Genomic DNA, 18,743 nt, shown 5'->3' with positions numbered 1-18,743 from the left:
GTCTATTTAGTTGATGCTGAGGATGCGGTTCTCCGCCATGCGGATCGCCATCGCCACCGCCTGCTGCAGACTGCCGGGGTTGGCATCGCCACTACCGGCCAGATCGAGGGCGGTGCCGTGATCGACCGAGACCCGCACCACCGGTAGCCCCAGGGTGATGTTGACCGCCTGACCAAACCCCATGTGCTTGAGCACCGGCAGACCCTGGTCGTGATACATCGCCAGCACCACATCGGCGCGTCGTAGATACTTCTGGGTGAACAGAGTGTCTGCAGGCAGCGGGCCGGTGAGCCTGATGCCCTCGGCTCGAAGTGATTCAAGCACCGGTTCGATGACCTCGATCTCCTCGCGCCCTAGATGGCCATCCTCGCCAGCGTGGGGGTTGAGGCCGCAGACCAGGATGCGTGGTCGGGCGATACCGCAGCTGCCGCTCAGATCCCGCACCAGGGTGCGGATTACCCGCTCCAGACGCTCGCGGGTGATCTGTGCGCTGACCTGGCTGAGCGGCAGATGCGTGGTTGCCAGGGCCACTCGCAGCCCCTCGGTGGCAAGCATCATCACCGCCTCGCTCTGGCAGAGCTGCGCCAGATATTCGGTATGGCCAGTAAATGGATGGCCCGCTTCGTTGATCACCCCTTTATGTACCGGGCCGGTGACCAGTGCCTGAAAGTGGCCATCGAGAGCCTGCTGGGTGGCGACCCGCAGAGTCTCCAGAACATAACCCGAGTTGGCGCTGTCGAGCCGGCCGCACTGCTCCTCCCGAGCCAGCGCCACCGACAGCACCGGTAGGCTGCCGGGGGGGTTGGGGGTGGCGGGTGTGTGTGGATCGAAGCGCGTGATCTGTAGTGGCAGACCGAGCAGCGCGGCGCGGCGCTGCAGCAGCTGCGGGTCGGCCACCGCCACCAACTGCCCCGCCATCGGTTGCTGCGCCAGCATCACGCAGAGATCGGGGCCGATGCCGGCGGGCTCGCCGGGGGTGAGCGCGATGCGCGGTAGCATCATGGGAGTGGCTCCAGGTGGATCTCCACATAGGCCTCGTCGCGCAGCCGGCGCAGCCACAGCTCGATCGCCTCATCCGACTTCTGCTTGCGGATCGACTTGCGTGCATTGTCGCGGGCGATCTGCTCGGTGTTGTCGTGGTTGCGTCGCTCCAACAGTTGCACGATGTGCCAGCCGAAGGGGGATTTGAAGGGTTCGCTGATCTCGCCGGCGGCCAGCGTATCCATCTGTTGCTCGAATGCTGGCACCGTGTCGCCGGGATTGAGCCAGCCCAGGTCGCCACCCTTGATTGCCGAGGCCTTGTCGTCGGAATGGGCGCGCGCCAGCGGCTCAAAGGGCTCGCCGTTAAGAATGCGCTCCCGCAGGCCCTGCAGACGGCGTTTTGCCTCGGAGTCAGAGACGATCTCGTTGGTGTTGATCAGGATGTGGCGGGCATGGGTCTGGCTGACCAGGTGACGCTTGGCGCCTCTGACCTCGACCAGCTTGATGATGTGGAAGCCGGAAGCGTTACGCACCGGGTCGCTGATATCGCCGGGTTCGAGCTGGTCCATCAAGTGGGTGAAGATAGAGGGCACCCGGGCTGCCTCTATCCAACCCAGGTCGCCCCCCTCAAGGGCCTGGCGGCCATCCGACTCACGGATCGCGGTGCTGCTGAAGTCGGCGCCTTCACGCAGTTCCAGGACCAGCTGTTCGGCCTTGCCGCGTGCCGCCTGCACATCCTCGGGCGCAGCCCCCTCGGGGGTGGCGATAAGGATGTGCTGTATGTGAAAGGCGGCGCGTTGGCGGCTGGAACCCGCCTCGCGCGCCATATGGCTCCGCACATCCTGTTCGGTGATGACGATGCGGTTGACCACCTCTTTCTGGCGCAAACGGTTGATGATGATCTCGCGACGCAGCTTCTCGCGGAAGTGAGTGAAGTTGATGCCGTCGCTCTCTAGGGTCTCACGCAGCCGGTTGAGGCTGATGTTGTTGTTACGCGCGATGCTGGCGATGGTTCGCGACAGAGTGGCGTCGTCGACCGTGATGCCGAGGCGGGTGGCGGTCTGCAGCTGCAGTTGATTGGTGATCATGCGCTCCAGCACCTGCTGTTCGAGGATCGCCTGGCTTGGCAGCTGGGTACCCTGCTGGGTCAGTTGCGCGGCGGTCTCCCTAACGCTGCTGTTGAGTTCGCTGCGGGTGATGATGTCGTCATTGACCAGCGCCACGATGGCGTCGAGGGCGTTAGCCTGCAGGCCGAGGCTGGCCAGCATCAGCAGGACGGCAGTCAGTAAGTGCTGCGGGTGGAGGGTTGGTCGCATCGGTATTTACTCTGGTTGATAGCCGAAGATGGAATCTTTCAGGGTCTGCTCGGCGCTACGGCCGAAGGCACCCAGTCCGTTGAGTACCAGCTGCAGCATTATGCGCTTATCTGCCTTCTCGTCGGCGTCGGTGACATAGCTCTGAAATACAGCGCGCAGCCGCCAGCAGCAGCGCCCGCCGTAGTCCAGACCGATCACCTGGTTCATGCTACGTCGGTGGAGTAGCGACTGTTTCAGGGCGGCGATGGCGGTAAGCCTATAGCTGAAGGGCCAGTAGAGGGAGAAGTCGACGTCTTCGATGGTGTCGCGTTGGTAGTTGTAGCCGAGATTGAATAGGTGCTGTTCGCGATCCTTATAGTGGATGGCGGCGCGGGCGCGGTCGAAACGCCCGTCCTCCAGGTTGGAATCCCAGCGCAGGGTGGCGGAGCTGCTCCACTGGTTACTGAGCTGGGCGCTGAGTTCGCCGACGATGGCCGATTCGCTGTTGGTTTCGCTGGTGACGTCCGGTAGTTGCACCTCGCGGTCGTGGAAGTAGAAGATTTGGCCGATGCTGGCGCGCAGTCGCTGGCGGCCGCTGCGCTGCTCCAGCAGCTGTGAGCTGAGCCCAAGGCTGAGTTGGTTGGCATCACCGACCCGGTCGGAGCCGCTGAAGCGGTTGTCACGGAACAGGTTGGCGAAGCTCAGATCGAGTTCGGCTGAGTCGAAGTTGGGGATCTCACTTTGATCCTCGAACGGCGTGTAGAGGTAGTGGATTCGCGGCTCCAGGGTCTGTTGGGCGGGCAGGCCGAACCAGTCGCTGTCACGCTCGAAGATCAGCCCGCCATCCAGGCTGAAGCTGCTGCTGGTGTAGGAGGGCGAGTCGTTGCTGCCGCTATTCTGGTCCAGTTGGTAGCTGGCGTGGTTGAGTGCGAAACGTGGGGTCAGGTGTCCCCAGCTGCGACGCAGCGGCAGACTGATGCTGGGTGATAGACTCAGGCGGTGGCCGCGCACCTTTTCGGAGTGGTCGAAATAGACATACTCGGCCTGCACATTGAGCAGACTAGCGTTGTCAAAAAGCGCGTTGGCATAGTTGGCCCGCAGTTGCGGCAGACGGGCGTAGGGGCGATCTGTGGCGGCGATGCTGCGATCGACTGTCTGAAAGTTTTGCAGGCGCGCCAGCAGTGACCAGTTTCTGTCCTGGTAGCGGAGCTCGCCGCGGCGTTCGATGTGACGGCTGCTGGTGATCGTCAGGCCGCTGCCGAAGTCGGTGAGGTAGTCGATGTCGCTGACCGCGTTGGCGCGGATCTCGCTGCTCCAGCCAGGGGCAAACTGATTGTTGAACTCCAGGTTGAAGGCGCCGCGATGGCCGGGGCGGTTGTCTTCCTGGTCGTTGAGGTATTCGGCTTCGACCAGACCCTTGTAGTCTGCGCCGAGAAAGCGCAGTTCGCCGCCCAGCATCAGGCCACGTTTGCTCATTAGCCGCGGGTAGAGGGTGGCGTCATAGTCGGGTGCCAGATTGAGGTAGTAGGGGGTGGTCAGCTCGGTGCCGCCACGGCTGGAGCTGCCCAGGGAAGGAGCGAGGAAGCCCGATTTACGCCGGTCGTCGATGGGGAAAGAGTAGTAGGGGGCGTAGAGAACCGGCACTCCGGCCAGCTTCAGCGTGGCGTGGCGCGCCACGCCAACCCCCTCCTCACGATCGAGTTCCAGACTCTCTGCTTCCAGCTGCCAGTCGCTTTGTCCGGGTCTGCAGCTGGTGTAGCTGACGTCTTCATAGCGGGAGTGGTTGTCGCCGTTGAACTCGGCGCGGCTGGCGTTGCCGCGGGCGTTGCGTTCGGGAAAACGGTACTCTACCTGCTCCAGCCAGCCCTGGTCGCTGTTCAGATCGAACTGGCCCTGCTCTCCGCTGGCGCGCAGGCCGGGTCGCTGGAGCAGGATATCCCCCTCCAGTTCCAGCAGATTCTGCTCACGCTGGTGCAGCGCCTGCTGCGCCTCCAAGTAGGCCTCGTTGCGGCGCACCTTGACGTTGCCCTGGAACAAGGTGGTGTTGCGCTGCTGGTCGAGCTGCAGCGCATCGGCCTCGATGCGGGTGGCGTCGGGGGCGGCGGCTGGCAGAGGCGGTGGCGGCAGCTGCTGTTTTCGGTCAGGGTGGGCGCAGTAGTCCCAGTCGATGCCCTGATCGATGCGCTCCCCTGCGGCCTGGATGGTGGGTGTCCACAATAGGCAGTGAACCAGGAACGGTAGCAGTGGTCGGAGGGTTGGTCGGTTCATGCCGGGTGGTTTCGATATTGGATGGCGGGCAGTGAGATTTGTCATTTCCGCAGGTGAGTCTCGGGCCTAACCTGACAGCCCTAGCCGAGGCGAGGCATCCTTTACCACCCTGACCCCACATATAGTATGGGCGGCATAAAGTCGCATAGAATCGGCGATTCTTCAATGATTTCAACGCGGAGAGTGTTCCAAGTGGCATCTGTTCGACGCCGTTTTCTTCTTACCCTGCTGATTCTTGTGCTCACTATCGTGGCGGTGTTTGGCTTGGTGAAGACGCGCCCCCGACCGCAGGCCGAGTTCAGCGCGGTGGTGCTGAGCCGTGTTGAGGTGATCGAGGCGGTGCAACGGGCGCTGCAGCCGCAGCTGCAACTGACCGGCATGCTGCAGCCCTGGCAGTTGGCGCGGCTCGGTTTTGAGGTCAAAGGCGAACTGCTGGAGCGGCGGGTCGAGCCGGGGCAGCGGGTTCGACAGGGGGAGCTGCTGTTGCGCCTGGATGATGCCGACTACCGTGATGCGCTGACAGAGGCGCGGGCACAGCTGCGGGAGACTCGTGCCGGTATCGAACGTGATCAGCGTCTGCTGAAGCTAGCGCAACAGCAGCGGCAGCTGGCCGAGCGGGAGTTCAAACGTCTGGAGCGATTGGGCCAGGACTCCCTTGCCTCCGGCTCAACCCGCGACAGCGCACGCCAGCAGCTGCTCAAGCTGGAGAGTGACGCGGTGCGGCTGAGCTTTGGCATCGACAGTGGCACGGCACGGCTGGCCAAGCAACAGGCGGCAGCAGCGCGGGCTGAGCGCAATCTGCAGCGCAGCCAGCTGCTCGCCCCGTTTGATGGGCGGGTCAACCGGGTAGAGGTGGAGGTGGGCGACTACCTGCAGCCCGCTAGTCTGGTGGTGGAGCTGATTCGCGATGACTATCTGGAGTTGTCGCTGGAGGTGAGCACCGACATCGCAGCGGTGCTGAGGTTGGGGCAGTCTCTGGCAGTGGAGCTACCGGATGGGCCGCGCCAGGCTGAGCTGGTGGCTTTGCAGCCGGTGCCCGATGCGCGCACCCATACCCACCCGATTCGACTGAAGCTGCCGGGAGCGGGGCTGCTGCCGGGCATGCTTGGGCGCGTCGCGCTGCCGCTGCGGAGCTACTCTGACGCGATCCTGGTGCCGGTCTCGGCGTTGCTGCGCGAGGCGGGGCAGGCCTGGCTGTTTGTGGTGAATGAGGGGCGGCTGGAGCGGCGTGCGGTGGAGGCCGGGATTGTTGATCAGGGTTGGCAGCTGATCGAGGCAGGGCTGCAGCCCGGTGAGCTGGTGGTGGCGCGGGATGTGGAAGTGCTGAGCGACGGCCTGGCGGTCGAGACCGAGCGTTTGGAGTTGGCGCCTTGATTGAATTTGCCATCCGCAACCCGCTGATCGTCAACCTGCTGCTGGCGCTGGTGCTGTTGGCCGGGGTGCAGTCCTGGTATGCCATGCCGCGGGAGATGTTCCCTACGGTGGAGCAGGACAAGGTCAACATCCGCACCCTGTTCGAGGGGGCTTCGCCAGAGGAGGTGGAGCGCCAGGTGACGCTGCCGATCGAGCAGGAGATCGACGGCCTGGCGGATATCGAGGTGATCAGTTCCACCAGCAACGAGGGCAACTCATCGATCTTGGTGGAGCTGCACAGCGGCGCCGATATGGACGACTTCCTGCGCAAGGCGCAGAACGCCCTGGATCAGGTGGATGACCTGCCCGAGGAGGCGGAGGAGCCGGAGCTGTCGCGGCTGGAGACCCGTTTCCCGGTGATTTCGGTGAGCCTGTATGGCGAAATCGCCCGTGGCCGGCTCTACCAGATCGCTGAGCAGATCAAGGATGAGCTGATCGAGATCCCCGGTGTCGCCTCGGTGGGGGTGGCGGGGGACCGGGAATGGGAGCTGTGGGTGGTGGTCGATCCGCAGCGGCTGGCGGCGCGAGGGGTGGCGCTGGCCGAATTGGCCCGGGCGCTGCGACAGAATCTGCGCGATCTGCCCGGCGGCACGCTCAAATCCGAGACCGGCGACATCCGCCTGCGCGGTATCGGCGTGGCGCCCGATCCGCAGCAGATGGCGGCACTGGTGCTGCGCAGCAATGAGGCGGGTGGCCAGTTGCGGCTGGGGGATCTGGCCCAAGTCGAGCTGCGCCTGGAAGAGGTGCAGACCCTGGGGCGCTTCAATGGCCAGCCCTCGGTCAATCTGACCATCAACAAGACCAGCGAAGGTTCCACCATCGAGGTGGCGCGGCTGGTGCGTGAGTTTGTGGCGCAGCGCCAGCCGCAGCTGCCGGTGGGGGTGCATCTGGGGCTGTTCAGCGATCTCTCGGTGTATGTGAAGACCCGCCTGGATACGGTCAAATCCTCCGGGCTGGTGGGGCTGACACTGGTGCTGCTGGCGCTCTATCTGATGCTCAACTTCCGTATCGCCTTTATCACCGCGCTGGGCATCCCGGTCTCCTTTCTGGTGGCGGTGATCCTGCTCCACTATCTGGACTACAGCATCAACATGGTGTCGCTGTTCGCCTTCCTGATCGCCCTGGGGCTGATTGTGGACGACGCGATCATCGTCAACGAGAATATCTATCGCCACCTGGAGATGGGCAAGAGTCCGGCGGTGGCGGCGCGCATCGGCACCAAGGAGGTGTTCTGGCCGGTGGTCGCTTCCACCACCACCACCATCGCCGCCTTCATGCCGATGTTCGCGGTGGGAGGCACCATGGGGGCCTTCATTGCAGTGATCCCGGTGGTGGTAACCGCCTCGTTGGTTGGTTCGATGCTGGAGGCGTTTGGTGTGTTGCCCTCCCATGCCAAGGAGTGGCTGACCCGGGCCAGAGAGCGGCGCCAGGGGCGTATCGATTGGGCGGCGCTGAACCAGCGCTATACGCGCCTGCTGCGCTGGAGCCTCGACTACCGCTATCCGGTGGCGATGCTCAGTATCGGCATTCTTGCGCTGACCATCGCCTTCGCTGCCACCCGTATCCCGTTCCTGCTGTTTGGCCATGTGGATGTGGGGCAGTTTTTTATCAATGTTGAGACCCCCAGCACCTATAGCATCGAGGAGACCTCACGGCTGGCGGCGCGGCTGGAGCGGGAGATCTACGCGACTCTGGATGAGGATGAGCTGGATACTCTGCTGACCAACGTTGGCGTCATGTTTATCGACTTCCACAGGGTGCGCTTCGGCAGCCGTTATATTCAGCTGATCGTCGATCTGAAGAAGCAGCGGCCGCAGGGTTTTATCGAGCGCTGGATCGCCCCGGCAGTAAGCCTGAAGTTTGCCTGGGAGGGGAGTCGTGAGCGCAGTTCGCCGGAGGTGATCGATCAGCTGCGCGAACGTCTGGCAGGGATTCCGGGGATCCGCCGCATGTCGGTGCTGCGTCCTCAGGGTGGGCCGGCCGGGGCGGATATTGAGATCGGTGTGGTGGGTAGCGAGGTGGCGGTGCTGCGCGAGCAGGCGGAGCAGATCCGCAGCTTTATCGAGCGGCTGCCCGGTAGTTCCGATGTGCGCCAGGATATGGACCCGGGCAAGCTGGAGTATCGTTATGCGTTGAACGAGCGCGGGCGGCGTCTGGGGCTGACCCAGCAGCAGCTGGCGGATGCGGTGCGCACCGGTTTTCTTGGCCTTAAGGTGCTTCACGTCAGTTGGAACGACAAGCGTATCCCGGTGCGGCTGATCTATCCTGATGCGCTGCGTCATGATGCGGCAGCGCTGGAGCGGCTGCCGATTACCCTGGAGGATGGTCACACGGTCTATCTGGGGGATGTGGCGCAGATCGAGCAGGCGCGGGGCTTCAATAGCATCAACCGGCGCGACCTGCAGCGGCTGGCCACCATCACCGCCGAGGTCGATTCAGAGATCACCACGCCGAATAAGGTGATTGCGCAGGTGAAGGCTGAGTTCACCGCGTTGCCGGAAGGCTACAAGCTGATCTTCCTCGGTGAGAAGAAGAAGGCGGAGGAATCGATCGCCGGCATGAAGCGGGCGCTGGTGATTGCGTTGGCGGTGATCTTTTTCATCCTGGCGGCGCTGTTCAAATCACTGCTCGATCCGTTGGTGGTGATGTTCGCGATCCCGTTCGGTTTTATCGGCGTGGTGGTGGGGCATCAACTGTTCGGCTTCCATCTACAGTTTCTCTCGTTGATCGGCTTTCTCGCGTTGACCGGCATCGTGGTCAACGATTCGCTGATCCTGATCGACTTCGCCAAGCGATTGCGGCGCAAGGGCTGGGAGCGCAAGGCGGCGCTGGTAGAGGCGGGCAGGGTGCGGATCCGGCCGATCCTGCTGACCACCATCACCACCTTTCTTGGCATCTCACCGCTGATCTTTTTCGCCACCGGGCAGACCGCGTTTCTCGCGCCGATGGCGGTGAGCCTGGGGTTTGGGTTGCTGTTCGCCACCGGGTTGATCCTGCTGACGCTGCCCTGTTTCTACCTGATTGCGGATGATCTGCGGGGGGCGATGGGTCGTGATGCGTCGTCATAGGCCGGGCCCTGCCCGACATTCGGCGGCCACGGGCCACCCTATATCCGTGCGGTTTGATTAGTTGTGATTTGTCGGGGTGTCGTACACGGAGCCCCGGCAGCTCAGCCGCGGCAGATCACCTGCACGGTAAACTTTGCTGCGTACTCGGCGATATCTGGGCGCTTTTTGTAGCGGGTCTCGTAGGAGTTGCGGGTAAAAAACTTGATTTGGTTGGTTTTCAACAGTTTCTTGATCTCTTTTGCCTTGAGGGCGAAGTGGACGTTGGGGGCGAGTGCACCGCTGTAGTCGGCCTGGCGCAGCGCGATCTCATTGCTCTGCAGGATGCCGGTGACCAGACCGTTGCGGTCGAGCATCGGACTGCCGCTGTTGCCGGGTTGCACCGGCAGGGTGACCTGAAACAGTCGGCCATCGCCGCGGATGCCGGTCAGGGCGCTGATGCTGCCGCCGTTGAGATTGATTGGCTGGTGGAGGATCTCTGGTAGCGGATAGCCGACGCTGAGCATCTCCTCGCCGAGCCGTACCGAGAGGTCGTTATTGATGAAGCGGGCATGGTTTTTGGTTTTCAGGCCGGTCTCCAGTACCGCGATGTCGCTCAGCTTGTGGTTGAACTTTAGCCTGGCGCGATGCTCCTTACCATCCTTCAGAATGCTGATGGTGAGGCACCCGGCAACCTGCTCGTTGCTGGCCAGCACCTGCCCCGAGTGGTTGAGGAAGAAGCCGCTGGCGGTGGAGATCAGCTCAAGCCCCTTCTTACTGGTGAGGTCTTCGAAGCTGAGCGGCTTTGGCGGCTGCTGTGCGAGATAGTTGAGCATACGCTGGCCGCGTTCGCGGAACAGCTCATCGAAGTAGTTGACCATCGCCTCGGAGTAGGCGTTGTAGAAGGCGTTTTCGTCGGTGATCAGGGTCGAGATGGCGCCTTGCTCAATCTTGCGCCGGTCGACCAGTTCGCCATCCTGGGTGTAGAGCTCGGCGTCGATGGTAGTGTGGTAGACGTTGAGGTGGTCGATGAAGGCATCACCCGAGAGTTTTAGCAGGTACTGGGTCGGCTTCTCCAGAGAGAGTGCCTGCGCCTTGCGGAAATATTTTTTCGCGATGATCACGGCAGCCTGCTTCAGATCCTGCCCCGGATGGTGAATAAACTCAGCGGAGCGGCTGAGCTGCAGACGTATCTGCTCGTCGTACTCTTTCTTGGGCACGTAGATGGTGATGGTGCCGTCGACCGGGTAGAGGATGCCTGGCGTGGTGTCGGGCATCAGGTCGGCGGTCTTGGTACGTGCGATGGAGCAGGCCTGCAGCATCACCGCCATCATCAATAGAGTCAGTATCCTCACAAGTCAGCCCCCCCTTCTAACCCTGTGACTGTTTTGATCTTGGCCTAATCTACAGAAAAGCTCGGCGCAAACCGAAACGGCCGGGGTTTTAGTGTGAGGGGTGTCTCGTTTCTTTTGGCCTTTTTCCACGGTGTCGTGTGAGCAGGCGCTGGCTTTGCATCAGGCATAAAAAAGCCCCGGTTGTTGATCATCGACCAGAAGCCATTGTTGCCAAAGTCGGTGGTGCCGGTTGGCACTGCGCATTGGCACAGGTGCTGTTGACGCCAGGTCGATGAAGATCTCCCAGGTGCCACCGCCAATACCGCCAACCGGGATGGTGATGCCATCAAAGTTGTAGCCTGCCGCTCCCCGTTATTGAATTCCGTTATCCGAAGTTGTCAAAAAACTTTTGATAAATTCCACGCAAATTAAGCGCCAGATGTCTGTATGTGTTGTGTTGCTGTAAGCATTCTGTTGGGGGAGAAAAGCTGAGCGATCATTGTTCTTGTCATGAATACAAGGTTGGAACAGGAATTGCTGTGTCATAATTGGCAATTGCCCCCTGTTTTTGTGACAGAAGTGGCACGCCAGGCGGGTGATGAGCTCGATAAATGGCCTGTAGATGGCTTTGAGTAGAACTATAATTCACCTCGCGGAGATTGTAGGGGGGGTTCGGTGACCCTGTTCACGACGTGGGAGGAAAATCCTTGTAGGAACATGATTATTTTTTAGGATGGACGGGTTGTAAGCGTTGTTACTTGAAGCTGAAGTGATTAAAGGGGCAGAAAGGATGCTGAAGGAGCGGAATGCCCTGGTTGTATCCGTAGGTGACAGGACGCCGTTTGATGGCTTGGAGCTCTACGGCTGGAACCTAGTTAGAGCCGATAATCTGGATGACCTGCCGAAGCTGGTGCGCAGGCATCACTGCACCGTTGGACTGCTCTACTGTGATCAGTGTGATTGGGGTGAAATCGCCAAGGCTTGGGGGCATGTGGCGCGGGTCTCAGGCTCTGTCTCCTGGATTGCGGTTATCAACCATGATGACATGGATGATAACGAGTTACGCTCGCTGATCGCGCGCAGCTTCTTCGACTTCTACACCCTGCCGATCAACCCCGAGCGCTTTCATGAGGTGCTTGGCCACGCCCACGGTATGGCCGAATTGCGGCGCAGTATGCGCCACGAGCCGGGCACCGAAGAGATTGATTTCAAGATCATCGGCCGCAGCAAGGCGATCAGCAAACTGTTTGCGCTGATCTACAAGGTCTCCGAGACTGATCTGCCAGTGCTGATCAATGGTGAGAGTGGCACCGGCAAAGAGCTCACCACGCAGGCGATCCATGCCCACTCGGTGCGCGCCAGCGGCCCCTGTATCGAGGTCAACTGCGGCGCAATTCCCCCTTCACTAATCCAGTCGGAGCTGTTTGGCCACGAAAAGGGCGCCTTCACCGGTGCTGCCAAGCGCAAGATCGGGCTTATTGAGGCGGCTCACGGTGGCACCCTTTTTCTCGACGAGATCGGCGATCTTCCCCTAGAGATCCAAGCGCATTTGCTGCGTTTCCTGCAGGAACAGACGATTCGGCGGCTTGGCAGCACCAGCAAGATTCATATCGATGCGCGGGTTGTGGCGGCCACCCATGTGGATCTGGAGAAGGCGGTGGCGGATGGTCGTTTCCGCGAGGATCTCTATTACCGGATCAACGTGTTACCAGTAACTGTGCCTCCCTTGCGTGAGCGGAAGGGGGATGTGGAGGTGCTTGCCAGGCATTTCTTGTCGACGCTCGATAGTGATCTGGTGCGTCATGTGAACGGATTCAGTGAGGCGGCAATCCGGGCGATGAACGATCATCGCTGGCCCGGAAATGTCCGTGAGCTTATCAATAGGGTGCATCGGGCAGCGATTCTTTCTGAAGGGTCGGAGATCTCTGTCTTCGATCTGGGGCTGGGGGATGATGAGTCGCAGGGGCGGCGGATCCACTCCCTAGATGAGGCTCGGGCCCAAGCGGAGAAGCGCGCCATTCGCCAGGCTTTGGCTGAGACTGGTTACACTGTTTCCCATGCTGCCAAGTTGCTGGGGACTTCCCGTCGTACCCTCTATCGTCTGCTGGAGAAGCACCAGATCCCATCGGATCCGTCAGGAATCGAAGGCGATAGCGGCCTGTTGAGCTGAACTCCCTATCCCAGAATTTCCAAGCTGGGAGGGTGAAAGCCAACAATGGCTGATCTACTCGACCAGTTTCATTCAGAGGCCCCTAATCAAAGCCTTTCCATAACTATCCAGTACCCTGCCTGTCGTAGGAGCGGCGCCTTTACCGTGAAACAGCTTTAAATCAAACGTTTGCAATCGCCGCGAGGGCACTGCTCCTACTTTTAGGCCTCTCTTGAGAGAGGGCTGAATAGTCATGCCTTTTCTTGACATATCTCCCTGTGCTTCGAGGGGGAGTGTGCCGTAGTTGGCTCAGGATAGGGCGTAGTAGCGGTTTTATGAATACGAATTTGATTCCCTAGCGTGAAACTGGAAAAAATACCTTAGCTGCAGATGTTGCAAGTCATTGAAAGTTAGCCTCCTGCTTTTGATTGGCGCGATGTTTGCTAATGGCAAGTGAGACTAGAGTAGTAGTGAGGCTGAAGCCAAGGCCTCAAAGGAGATACAAAATGAAAAAAATTATCGTTGGAGCAACACTCTTCTGGGTAGCTGTTTTCTCCGGGCAAACTGTCGCGGTGGATGCGACAGGTACCGCCTCCATCAATGTGTTGCAACCGCTAACAATTTCAACCATTGATCATATGGATTTTGGCGGCAGCGTTATAGCTCCCAGCAGTGGTGTTGGTGATGTCTATAGTGACACGCATGATTTCACTATCTACGGAAACAGCGGCGAAAGCTTTGCTTTTTCTGTTGACCCGAATGCAAATTGTGGCACTCAGACACTGGTGACCCTGTCACTGGCGACAGATGCAGACAATCCGACCGTCTTTAACGAAGCCAACAAAGCCGATGTATTGGTTGGCGGCACTCTTACTGTTCTTGTTGGTGCTCAGGGAGTATACAACTGCACCTTCAGTGTTACGGCCAACTACGAATAGTGAGAGGGAATTGCTGGTCCACCCGGTCTGGTGTCCCGGTCGCCGAACGGGATGGGCTTGTCATGAGTCGCGGTCAAAATGGCTTGTTGATGGCCTTGCCCATCTGTGCACTGTTCGTCTGGGATTCGGCCTGGTCAGTCGGTGATTTTGGTGTTGATGCGGAGCCAATCCTGCCGCTTACGATCAGCAACACCCAGGATATGGATTTCGGCACCGTGGTTCGTGGTAGCAGTGATACTCTGTTTGAAATCAGCAGAGATGGAGGGGTCGACATCAACTTTGGTGATGGATTCTACCTGTCGGGCGCCCATCCAGGCAGTTTCAGCATTGATGGGGATGAGGGAGAGGTAGTACTGGTCCAGAGTGGTATAGATACAGACGGGTGTGATGGCCCTAACGATGCGGTGAACCTTCAGAGTGTCACTCCCTATCTGCAGCAGGTGACGCTGCCATTGACTCTTGATGTCACGGGCGCAGTACTGGTGAAGCCCTCTGCTGAAGGCAGCTACACCTGCCACTATAGGATCAGTGCTGATTATATGTAGATGCCCTAAGTGATGCTGCGGCGCTTTGTGTCACCTGATTACTTTTTTTCGAACTGTTCGCGTATTGTTCTTCTGGGAATGGTTATCCTTCAGCATTTAACTGAATGCTATTGAAAGAGGTGACAGGCATGACCGGTCGTACGGTTCCCCTTTGTATGCTGCTTAATTGGGTTTTACTCACTGCTTTGGTCAGTTTTGTACTGCCTTTGACTGCTTATGCAGGGGCTATGGCTGTTGACCCCAAACGGGTGGTGTTCGATGGACGTAAACGCAGTGCGGAACTGCTGGTGATTAACCGGGGGGATCGTGCCGCGACCTATAAGATCTATTTCCAGGAGATGCGGATGACAAACACGGGTCACCTGGATGTAGTCGATGACCCGACTGAGGCAGAGAAAACCTCCTCCACGCTGTTGCGCTATTCGCCACGGAGGATGACGTTGGGGCCTGGCAAGATGCAATCGGTGCGACTGTTGCTGCGCAAGCCGCGTGACCTGGAACCGGGTGAATACCGTTCGCACCTGACTATTGAGGAGCTTCCCGACGCCATGGCAGGCACCGACGTGGAGCAGCTTGCTGATAATCGGGGAGGGGTGAAGGTGCGGATGGTGGCGCGCCACTCAATAACCATCCCTGTGATTGCGCGTCACGGCATGCTCGATGCGTCTCTCGAACTGAAGGCGCTCAAATACCTGCCCCCGGACAGGAAAAAGCCGCGGTCGCGAATTGCGCTGAACCTGCACCGGCAGGGCAACCGTTCACTCTACGGAAGCATCAATGTCTATCACCAACCGCGGCAGGGGGAGAGGCGTTTGGTCGGTTACATCAAGGGAGTGGCTGTCTATACGCCGTTGCAAAAACGGTCAATCATCGTGCCATTGCAGGAGATGGGCTCAGAAAGACTGCGGGATGGGGTTTTGAGGGCTGAGTTTACAGAGACTGGCAGACAGGGAGTTAAGGCAGCCGCTGAGTTGACAATTCATTGACCCGCCCGCTTGTTCAATCTCAATACCAGATCCGGGCTCGTAGAGGGGGTGGTGCTGCTTGCCGCCGGTGCTGTTGTGCTTCTGTTTGTCTTCTCTTCGACCAGCACGCCACCCTTGGAGGAGGATGGATTAAGCAGTGACCAGCTGAACATACCATCCAGGCTGGAAACGCCGGCACCTGTCGACGGTGATGCCCGGATTTTACGCTTGGTGGATGACAAAGGAGTGCTGAGTGATGGCCTGATCGGCTATCTGCATCAGGGGGAACTCCTGCTGCCGCTTTCCGGAATCAGTTATGCGATGGGCTATCCGATCCAGGTCAGCTCCCGCGCAGGGCGTGCTGAAGGCTGGTTTGGCGAACCGCCACAGCGTTTTGAACTTGACTACAGTCAGGGTCTGGTATGGGTGGATGGGCGGCGTTTCAGGCTGGAACGGGAGCGGGTCGAACTGCATCTGGACGACATCTTTGTGCATCCTAGCCAGCTGCAGCAGTGGTTTTCGCTGCATCTCTCAGTCGATCTAGATGCCGCGCAGGTCAGACTGGTGTCTAATCAGTTACCCGTCAGGCGCCACAGGGAGGCACTGCTTGAGGGGCCTGTGTCCCGGCCGACGGAGGTTGATGATGGAAACGTCCCCTGTCCGTGAGTCATCCTTTGGGTGATGGAGGCAGCGACGCCCCACCGGCTGGAGAGGCCGATAATCTACCGCCTGGGCGCTCTCTGTCTGCACCGGTGCTACCCTCGACAGCTCCAAGCCCTGCGGCGGTGGAGGCAAATGTGCCGATAGACTCACCCAAGCCAGGGCCTGCCGGGCGTCAATTTGCCTACTTGCCGGATGTCTTTGCAGATCATCAGTTCACCCATCGCCGAGATGTCAGCCGCATTACGGATCAGCCAGGCAGGAGGTGGGAGCCTGACCTTCCTGCCAAACAGGGGCCGCCTGGGGGTGTGGACGACGGACATCCTGCCCGGCGAGCGGATGTTGGCGCTGCGGGTTCAGCCCAGAAAGTGAGTGGAGAACCGGCTCTGACTCGGGGCCATCCGCCTCAGGAGCTGAACAGCACTGCGATGGTTGTGCCTGATGCGGAGGTCTCACTCGAGCCAACAAGCCGCCCTGCTGAGGATGAACTGATCCTGCAGCTGGTTGTGGGGCGAACCGTGTTGAGTGACGGCTTGCTTGGCTATCTCGTGCCGTCAGGTGTGCTGCTGCCCCTCTCCGACTTCTTCTACGCGGTAGAGTTTCCTATCCAGGTTACCGCAGCCGAAGGACATGCCTCTGGCTGGTTTATTGATGAGCGCCACCAGTTTGATTTGGACTATGCGCGGGGCGAGGTGCGGGTGGATGGAAGAGTCCACAAACTCAACCGCAATCTGGTGGAGTTGCACCAACATGAGATCTATGTGCATAGCAGTTTGCTGCAGCAGTGGCTGCCGCTGCGACTTTCAGTGGATCTGGCCTCCCTGCGGCTAAAACTGGAGCCTGATGAAGCGTTGCCCTTCCAGCAACGTGCGCAGCGGCAGATGCGTCGGCAGATGCTGGGGCGGAAGTGGGAGGCTGGCGATGAGTTGCAACTGCCCTATCTGCCGGATGTGTTTGAAGCCGTGGAGGTGCCGTTGATCGATCTCTCTGGTTCGTTGGCGCATCGCGGGGTAAAGGGGCAGCCCGCCAGCAATGCGGCTCACTTTAATATGTTGGCAACCGGCGATCTGCTGTGGATGAATGGCAAACTCTATGTCTCAGGCAATGAGAACGATGCCATATCGAATGTGCGTCTGACACTTTCGCGGAAGGACCCCGAGGGTAGGGTGTTTGGCGAGCATTTGGGAGTGACCAGTGTGGCGCTGGGAGATGTCTACTCGCCCTCTATGGCGTTGGTGTCCGGCAGTGGCTCAGGACGCGGCCTGACGCTGTCGAGTATGCCGCTCAACCATCCAACCGAGTTCAGCAAGACTCACCTTACCGGGGAACTGCTTCAGGGCTGGGAGGTTGAACTCTATCGTAACGGCGAACTGCTCGATTCCCAGATTTCACGGTCTGATGGTCGTTATGAGTTTCTCGATGTGCCTCTGCTACCCGGCAACAATCACATGAAACTGGTCTTTTACGGCCCTCAGGGACAGCGCCGGGAGGAGGTACGTCGGGTGCTCGTGGGAGCGGGGCAGGTAAGGCCCGGGGAGCAGCAGTTTCAGGTTGGAATCAACCAGAAGGATGAGGGGGTTGTTGAGCTTGGTGAGCGCAAGGATAGTGGAGACAGTGCTCGGGGCGCTTATCAGCTGGCGCTGGAGTATGAGCGAGGGATTAGCAATAACCTGACCCTTGGTAGTTCCTTCACAACCCTGCCGCTGGCAGATGGAGAGCGTAGGTACTACCTGGGAGTGAATGCCCGTGGCAGTTTACTGGGGGCCTTCTCTCGGGTGGATCTGGTGCATGACCTGACGGCTGGGGGGGTAGCCCTGGGCCTCGATCTGCAGACACAGCAGGATCTCTTCAGCCTGACGCTTTCCCATGATCAGTTTTTCAACTTTACCAGTCGGAAGACCGGGGTTATGGAGGGCGATGATCCGCTGCTATCGAATACTGATTTTCGTCTTGATGGAGATATCGATGCCTTCAATCTGCGTTACGCACTCACCTTTGGCTGGGATCGTTTTCGTTCTGGCAACAGTGAAATCCACGTGGGCAACCGGTTGTCTCTCTTCTGGGCCGACACAGCGTTTACGAACACCTTGGACTACTACTATTCTGGCCAGCAAACTGGCCACAGTAGCGGCCTGAATGGGGCCCTGCGGGCGAGCGGTCGTTACAATGATTTTCGCCTGCGTGGGACGCTTGATTATGCGCTGCTGACGCCTGGGGTCTCGCTCGATCAGCTGAGCGGGACCCTCGATTGGCGAGTGGGGGATGGCTACTCTCTACGGGCCGATCTCTCCTACAATTTCGATACCTCCGTGATCAGTCTGGGTGGGAGCCTGAACCGTAAATTCAAATACTTTGCCCTCTCCCTGAGTTCAAGCTACTCCTCTGACGAGAAACTCAACGTCGGGCTGACCTGGAGCCTCTCTCTGGGGCGGGAACCACGCCATGGGAGCTGGTTTATCTGGCCTGAAAAAAGAGCCAGTTATGGCGCTGTGTCGGCATCGGTGTTTATCGATAGAAACATGAATGGGGTGTTTGATCAGGGGGAAACCCCACTCGTCGGCACCCGCTTTCGTCGAGGTGGCGTGCCTGATGATGCGCTCAGCGATGATATGGAGTGCTTCTGCTGACCGGCCTTGCCCCGCACCGGCCAACTCAGGTGATGCCGATCCTCGGCAGTGTTGAAGACCCCTCCCTGATGCCCGTCTACAAAGGCGTGGTGCTGTTTCCCAGACCAGGACACGCAACGCGGGTTGATTTCCCGTTTACTCCAACCGGTGAGATTGATGGAAGTGTGTTACTGATTGATGGGGGGAGCACTAAAGAGCTGTCTAACGTTGATATTGAATTGCTGAACAGAGAGGGCAAGGTGGTCGCGGTTGAGCGTACAGCCTATGACGGATTTTATCTCTTTAGCGGCGTCTTTCCGGGGGATTATCGGGTGCGGGTCTCACCGGAACAGGCGCGCCAGCTGTCGTTCGAGGCCTCTCGGGAGATCAAGCTGACGATTGCCCCTGATGGTGATGTGATCAGCGGTATTGATTTCAAGCTGCGCATGACGGCATCTCCCTGATTTGAGGGGAAATCCTTTGTTCGAGGAGTGAGCTTCGTACATCGACTGCTCAGGCCTTGCGTCGCTGCCAGGTCAGATCTG

At 59.5% G+C, this 18,743-nt stretch carries 13 protein-coding genes; 9 read left to right on the top strand and 4 right to left on the bottom strand.

The genetic code is table 11. The annotated features are described in order from the left end of the window. Positions 1 to 6: 6 nt before the first annotated feature. Genes pdxA through RIFP1SYM_RS00935 form a run of 3 tightly spaced genes read right to left on the bottom strand, consistent with a single transcriptional unit; the run spans position 7 to position 4,544 of the window. On the bottom strand, positions 7 to 1,002 hold the full coding sequence (gene pdxA, locus RIFP1SYM_RS00945; RefSeq protein ID WP_039959489.1) for a 4-hydroxythreonine-4-phosphate dehydrogenase PdxA: 996 nt from the start codon (positions 1,000 to 1,002) through the stop codon (positions 7 to 9). Further along, a complete protein-coding gene (locus tag RIFP1SYM_RS00940) occupies positions 999 to 2,297 on the bottom strand; it encodes a peptidylprolyl isomerase (RefSeq protein WP_005958636.1) in 1,299 nt (432 codons plus the stop codon). Before RIFP1SYM_RS00940 ends, pdxA begins: the two co-directional genes overlap by 4 nt. A gap of 6 nt (positions 2,298 to 2,303) precedes the next feature. Next, a complete protein-coding gene (locus RIFP1SYM_RS00935) occupies positions 2,304 to 4,544 on the bottom strand; it encodes an LPS-assembly protein LptD (RefSeq protein ID WP_240991984.1) in 2,241 nt (746 codons plus the stop codon). A 192-nt stretch (positions 4,545 to 4,736) separates the two neighbouring features. Between RIFP1SYM_RS00935 and RIFP1SYM_RS00930 the strand changes: the two genes are divergently transcribed. Both RIFP1SYM_RS00930 and RIFP1SYM_RS00925 read left to right on the top strand, forming a co-directional pair. Then, the gene (locus RIFP1SYM_RS00930) at positions 4,737 to 5,918 is read left to right on the top strand and encodes an efflux RND transporter periplasmic adaptor subunit (RefSeq protein ID WP_039959484.1); all 1,182 of its coding nucleotides are present in this window, start codon (positions 4,737 to 4,739) and stop codon (positions 5,916 to 5,918) included. Next, positions 5,915 to 9,025 (top strand): efflux RND transporter permease subunit, encoded by a 3,111-nt coding sequence (locus RIFP1SYM_RS00925; protein WP_005958633.1) that lies wholly within the window; start codon positions 5,915 to 5,917, stop codon positions 9,023 to 9,025. The genes RIFP1SYM_RS00930 and RIFP1SYM_RS00925 overlap by 4 nt, the downstream gene beginning before the upstream one ends. Positions 9,026 to 9,126: 101 nt before the next feature. Here RIFP1SYM_RS00925 and RIFP1SYM_RS00920 read toward each other — a convergent pair whose 3' ends face one another. Continuing rightward, complete coding sequence (locus tag RIFP1SYM_RS00920) at positions 9,127 to 10,356, bottom strand: S1 family peptidase (protein WP_005958632.1); 1,230 nt, start codon at positions 10,354 to 10,356, stop codon at positions 9,127 to 9,129. Between the two features lie 769 nt (positions 10,357 to 11,125). Here RIFP1SYM_RS00920 and RIFP1SYM_RS00915 point away from each other — a divergent pair. From RIFP1SYM_RS00915 to RIFP1SYM_RS00885, 7 genes are all read left to right on the top strand, one after another. Further along, positions 11,126 to 12,505 carry a sigma-54 dependent transcriptional regulator gene (locus RIFP1SYM_RS00915; protein ID WP_050798678.1) on the top strand — a complete coding sequence of 460 codons (1,380 nt, stop codon included), beginning with the start codon at positions 11,126 to 11,128 and terminating at the stop codon, positions 12,503 to 12,505. A gap of 485 nt (positions 12,506 to 12,990) precedes the next feature. Further along, positions 12,991 to 13,422: a DUF4402 domain-containing protein gene (locus tag RIFP1SYM_RS00910; RefSeq protein ID WP_039959482.1), complete on the top strand. Its 432-nt coding sequence runs from the start codon at positions 12,991 to 12,993 to the stop codon at positions 13,420 to 13,422. A gap of 62 nt (positions 13,423 to 13,484) precedes the next feature. Beyond that, entirely contained in the window at positions 13,485 to 13,967 is a 483-nt protein-coding gene (locus tag RIFP1SYM_RS00905) for a DUF4402 domain-containing protein (RefSeq protein ID WP_139042023.1), read from the top strand. A 227-nt stretch (positions 13,968 to 14,194) separates the two neighbouring features. Next, entirely contained in the window at positions 14,195 to 14,953 is a 759-nt protein-coding gene (locus RIFP1SYM_RS00900) for a fimbrial biogenesis chaperone (RefSeq protein WP_006474869.1), read from the top strand. A gap of 51 nt (positions 14,954 to 15,004) precedes the next feature. Beyond that, on the top strand, positions 15,005 to 15,598 hold the full coding sequence (locus tag RIFP1SYM_RS00895; RefSeq protein ID WP_139042022.1) for a hypothetical protein: 594 nt from the start codon (positions 15,005 to 15,007) through the stop codon (positions 15,596 to 15,598). A 422-nt stretch (positions 15,599 to 16,020) separates the two neighbouring features. Continuing rightward, positions 16,021 to 18,219 carry a hypothetical protein gene (locus RIFP1SYM_RS00890; RefSeq protein WP_139042021.1) on the top strand — a complete coding sequence of 733 codons (2,199 nt, stop codon included), beginning with the start codon at positions 16,021 to 16,023 and terminating at the stop codon, positions 18,217 to 18,219. Continuing rightward, positions 18,207 to 18,662 (top strand): MSCRAMM family protein, encoded by a 456-nt coding sequence (locus RIFP1SYM_RS00885; protein WP_005958626.1) that lies wholly within the window; start codon positions 18,207 to 18,209, stop codon positions 18,660 to 18,662. The genes RIFP1SYM_RS00890 and RIFP1SYM_RS00885 overlap by 13 nt, the downstream gene beginning before the upstream one ends. Positions 18,663 to 18,743 lie beyond the last annotated feature (81 nt).

The sequence above is a fragment of the endosymbiont of Riftia pachyptila (vent Ph05) genome (assembly GCF_000224455.1).
GTDB classification, from domain to species: domain Bacteria; phylum Pseudomonadota; class Gammaproteobacteria; order Chromatiales; family Chromatiaceae; genus Endoriftia; species Endoriftia persephonae.
This window is presented reverse-complemented; position numbering and strand designations above follow the sequence as displayed.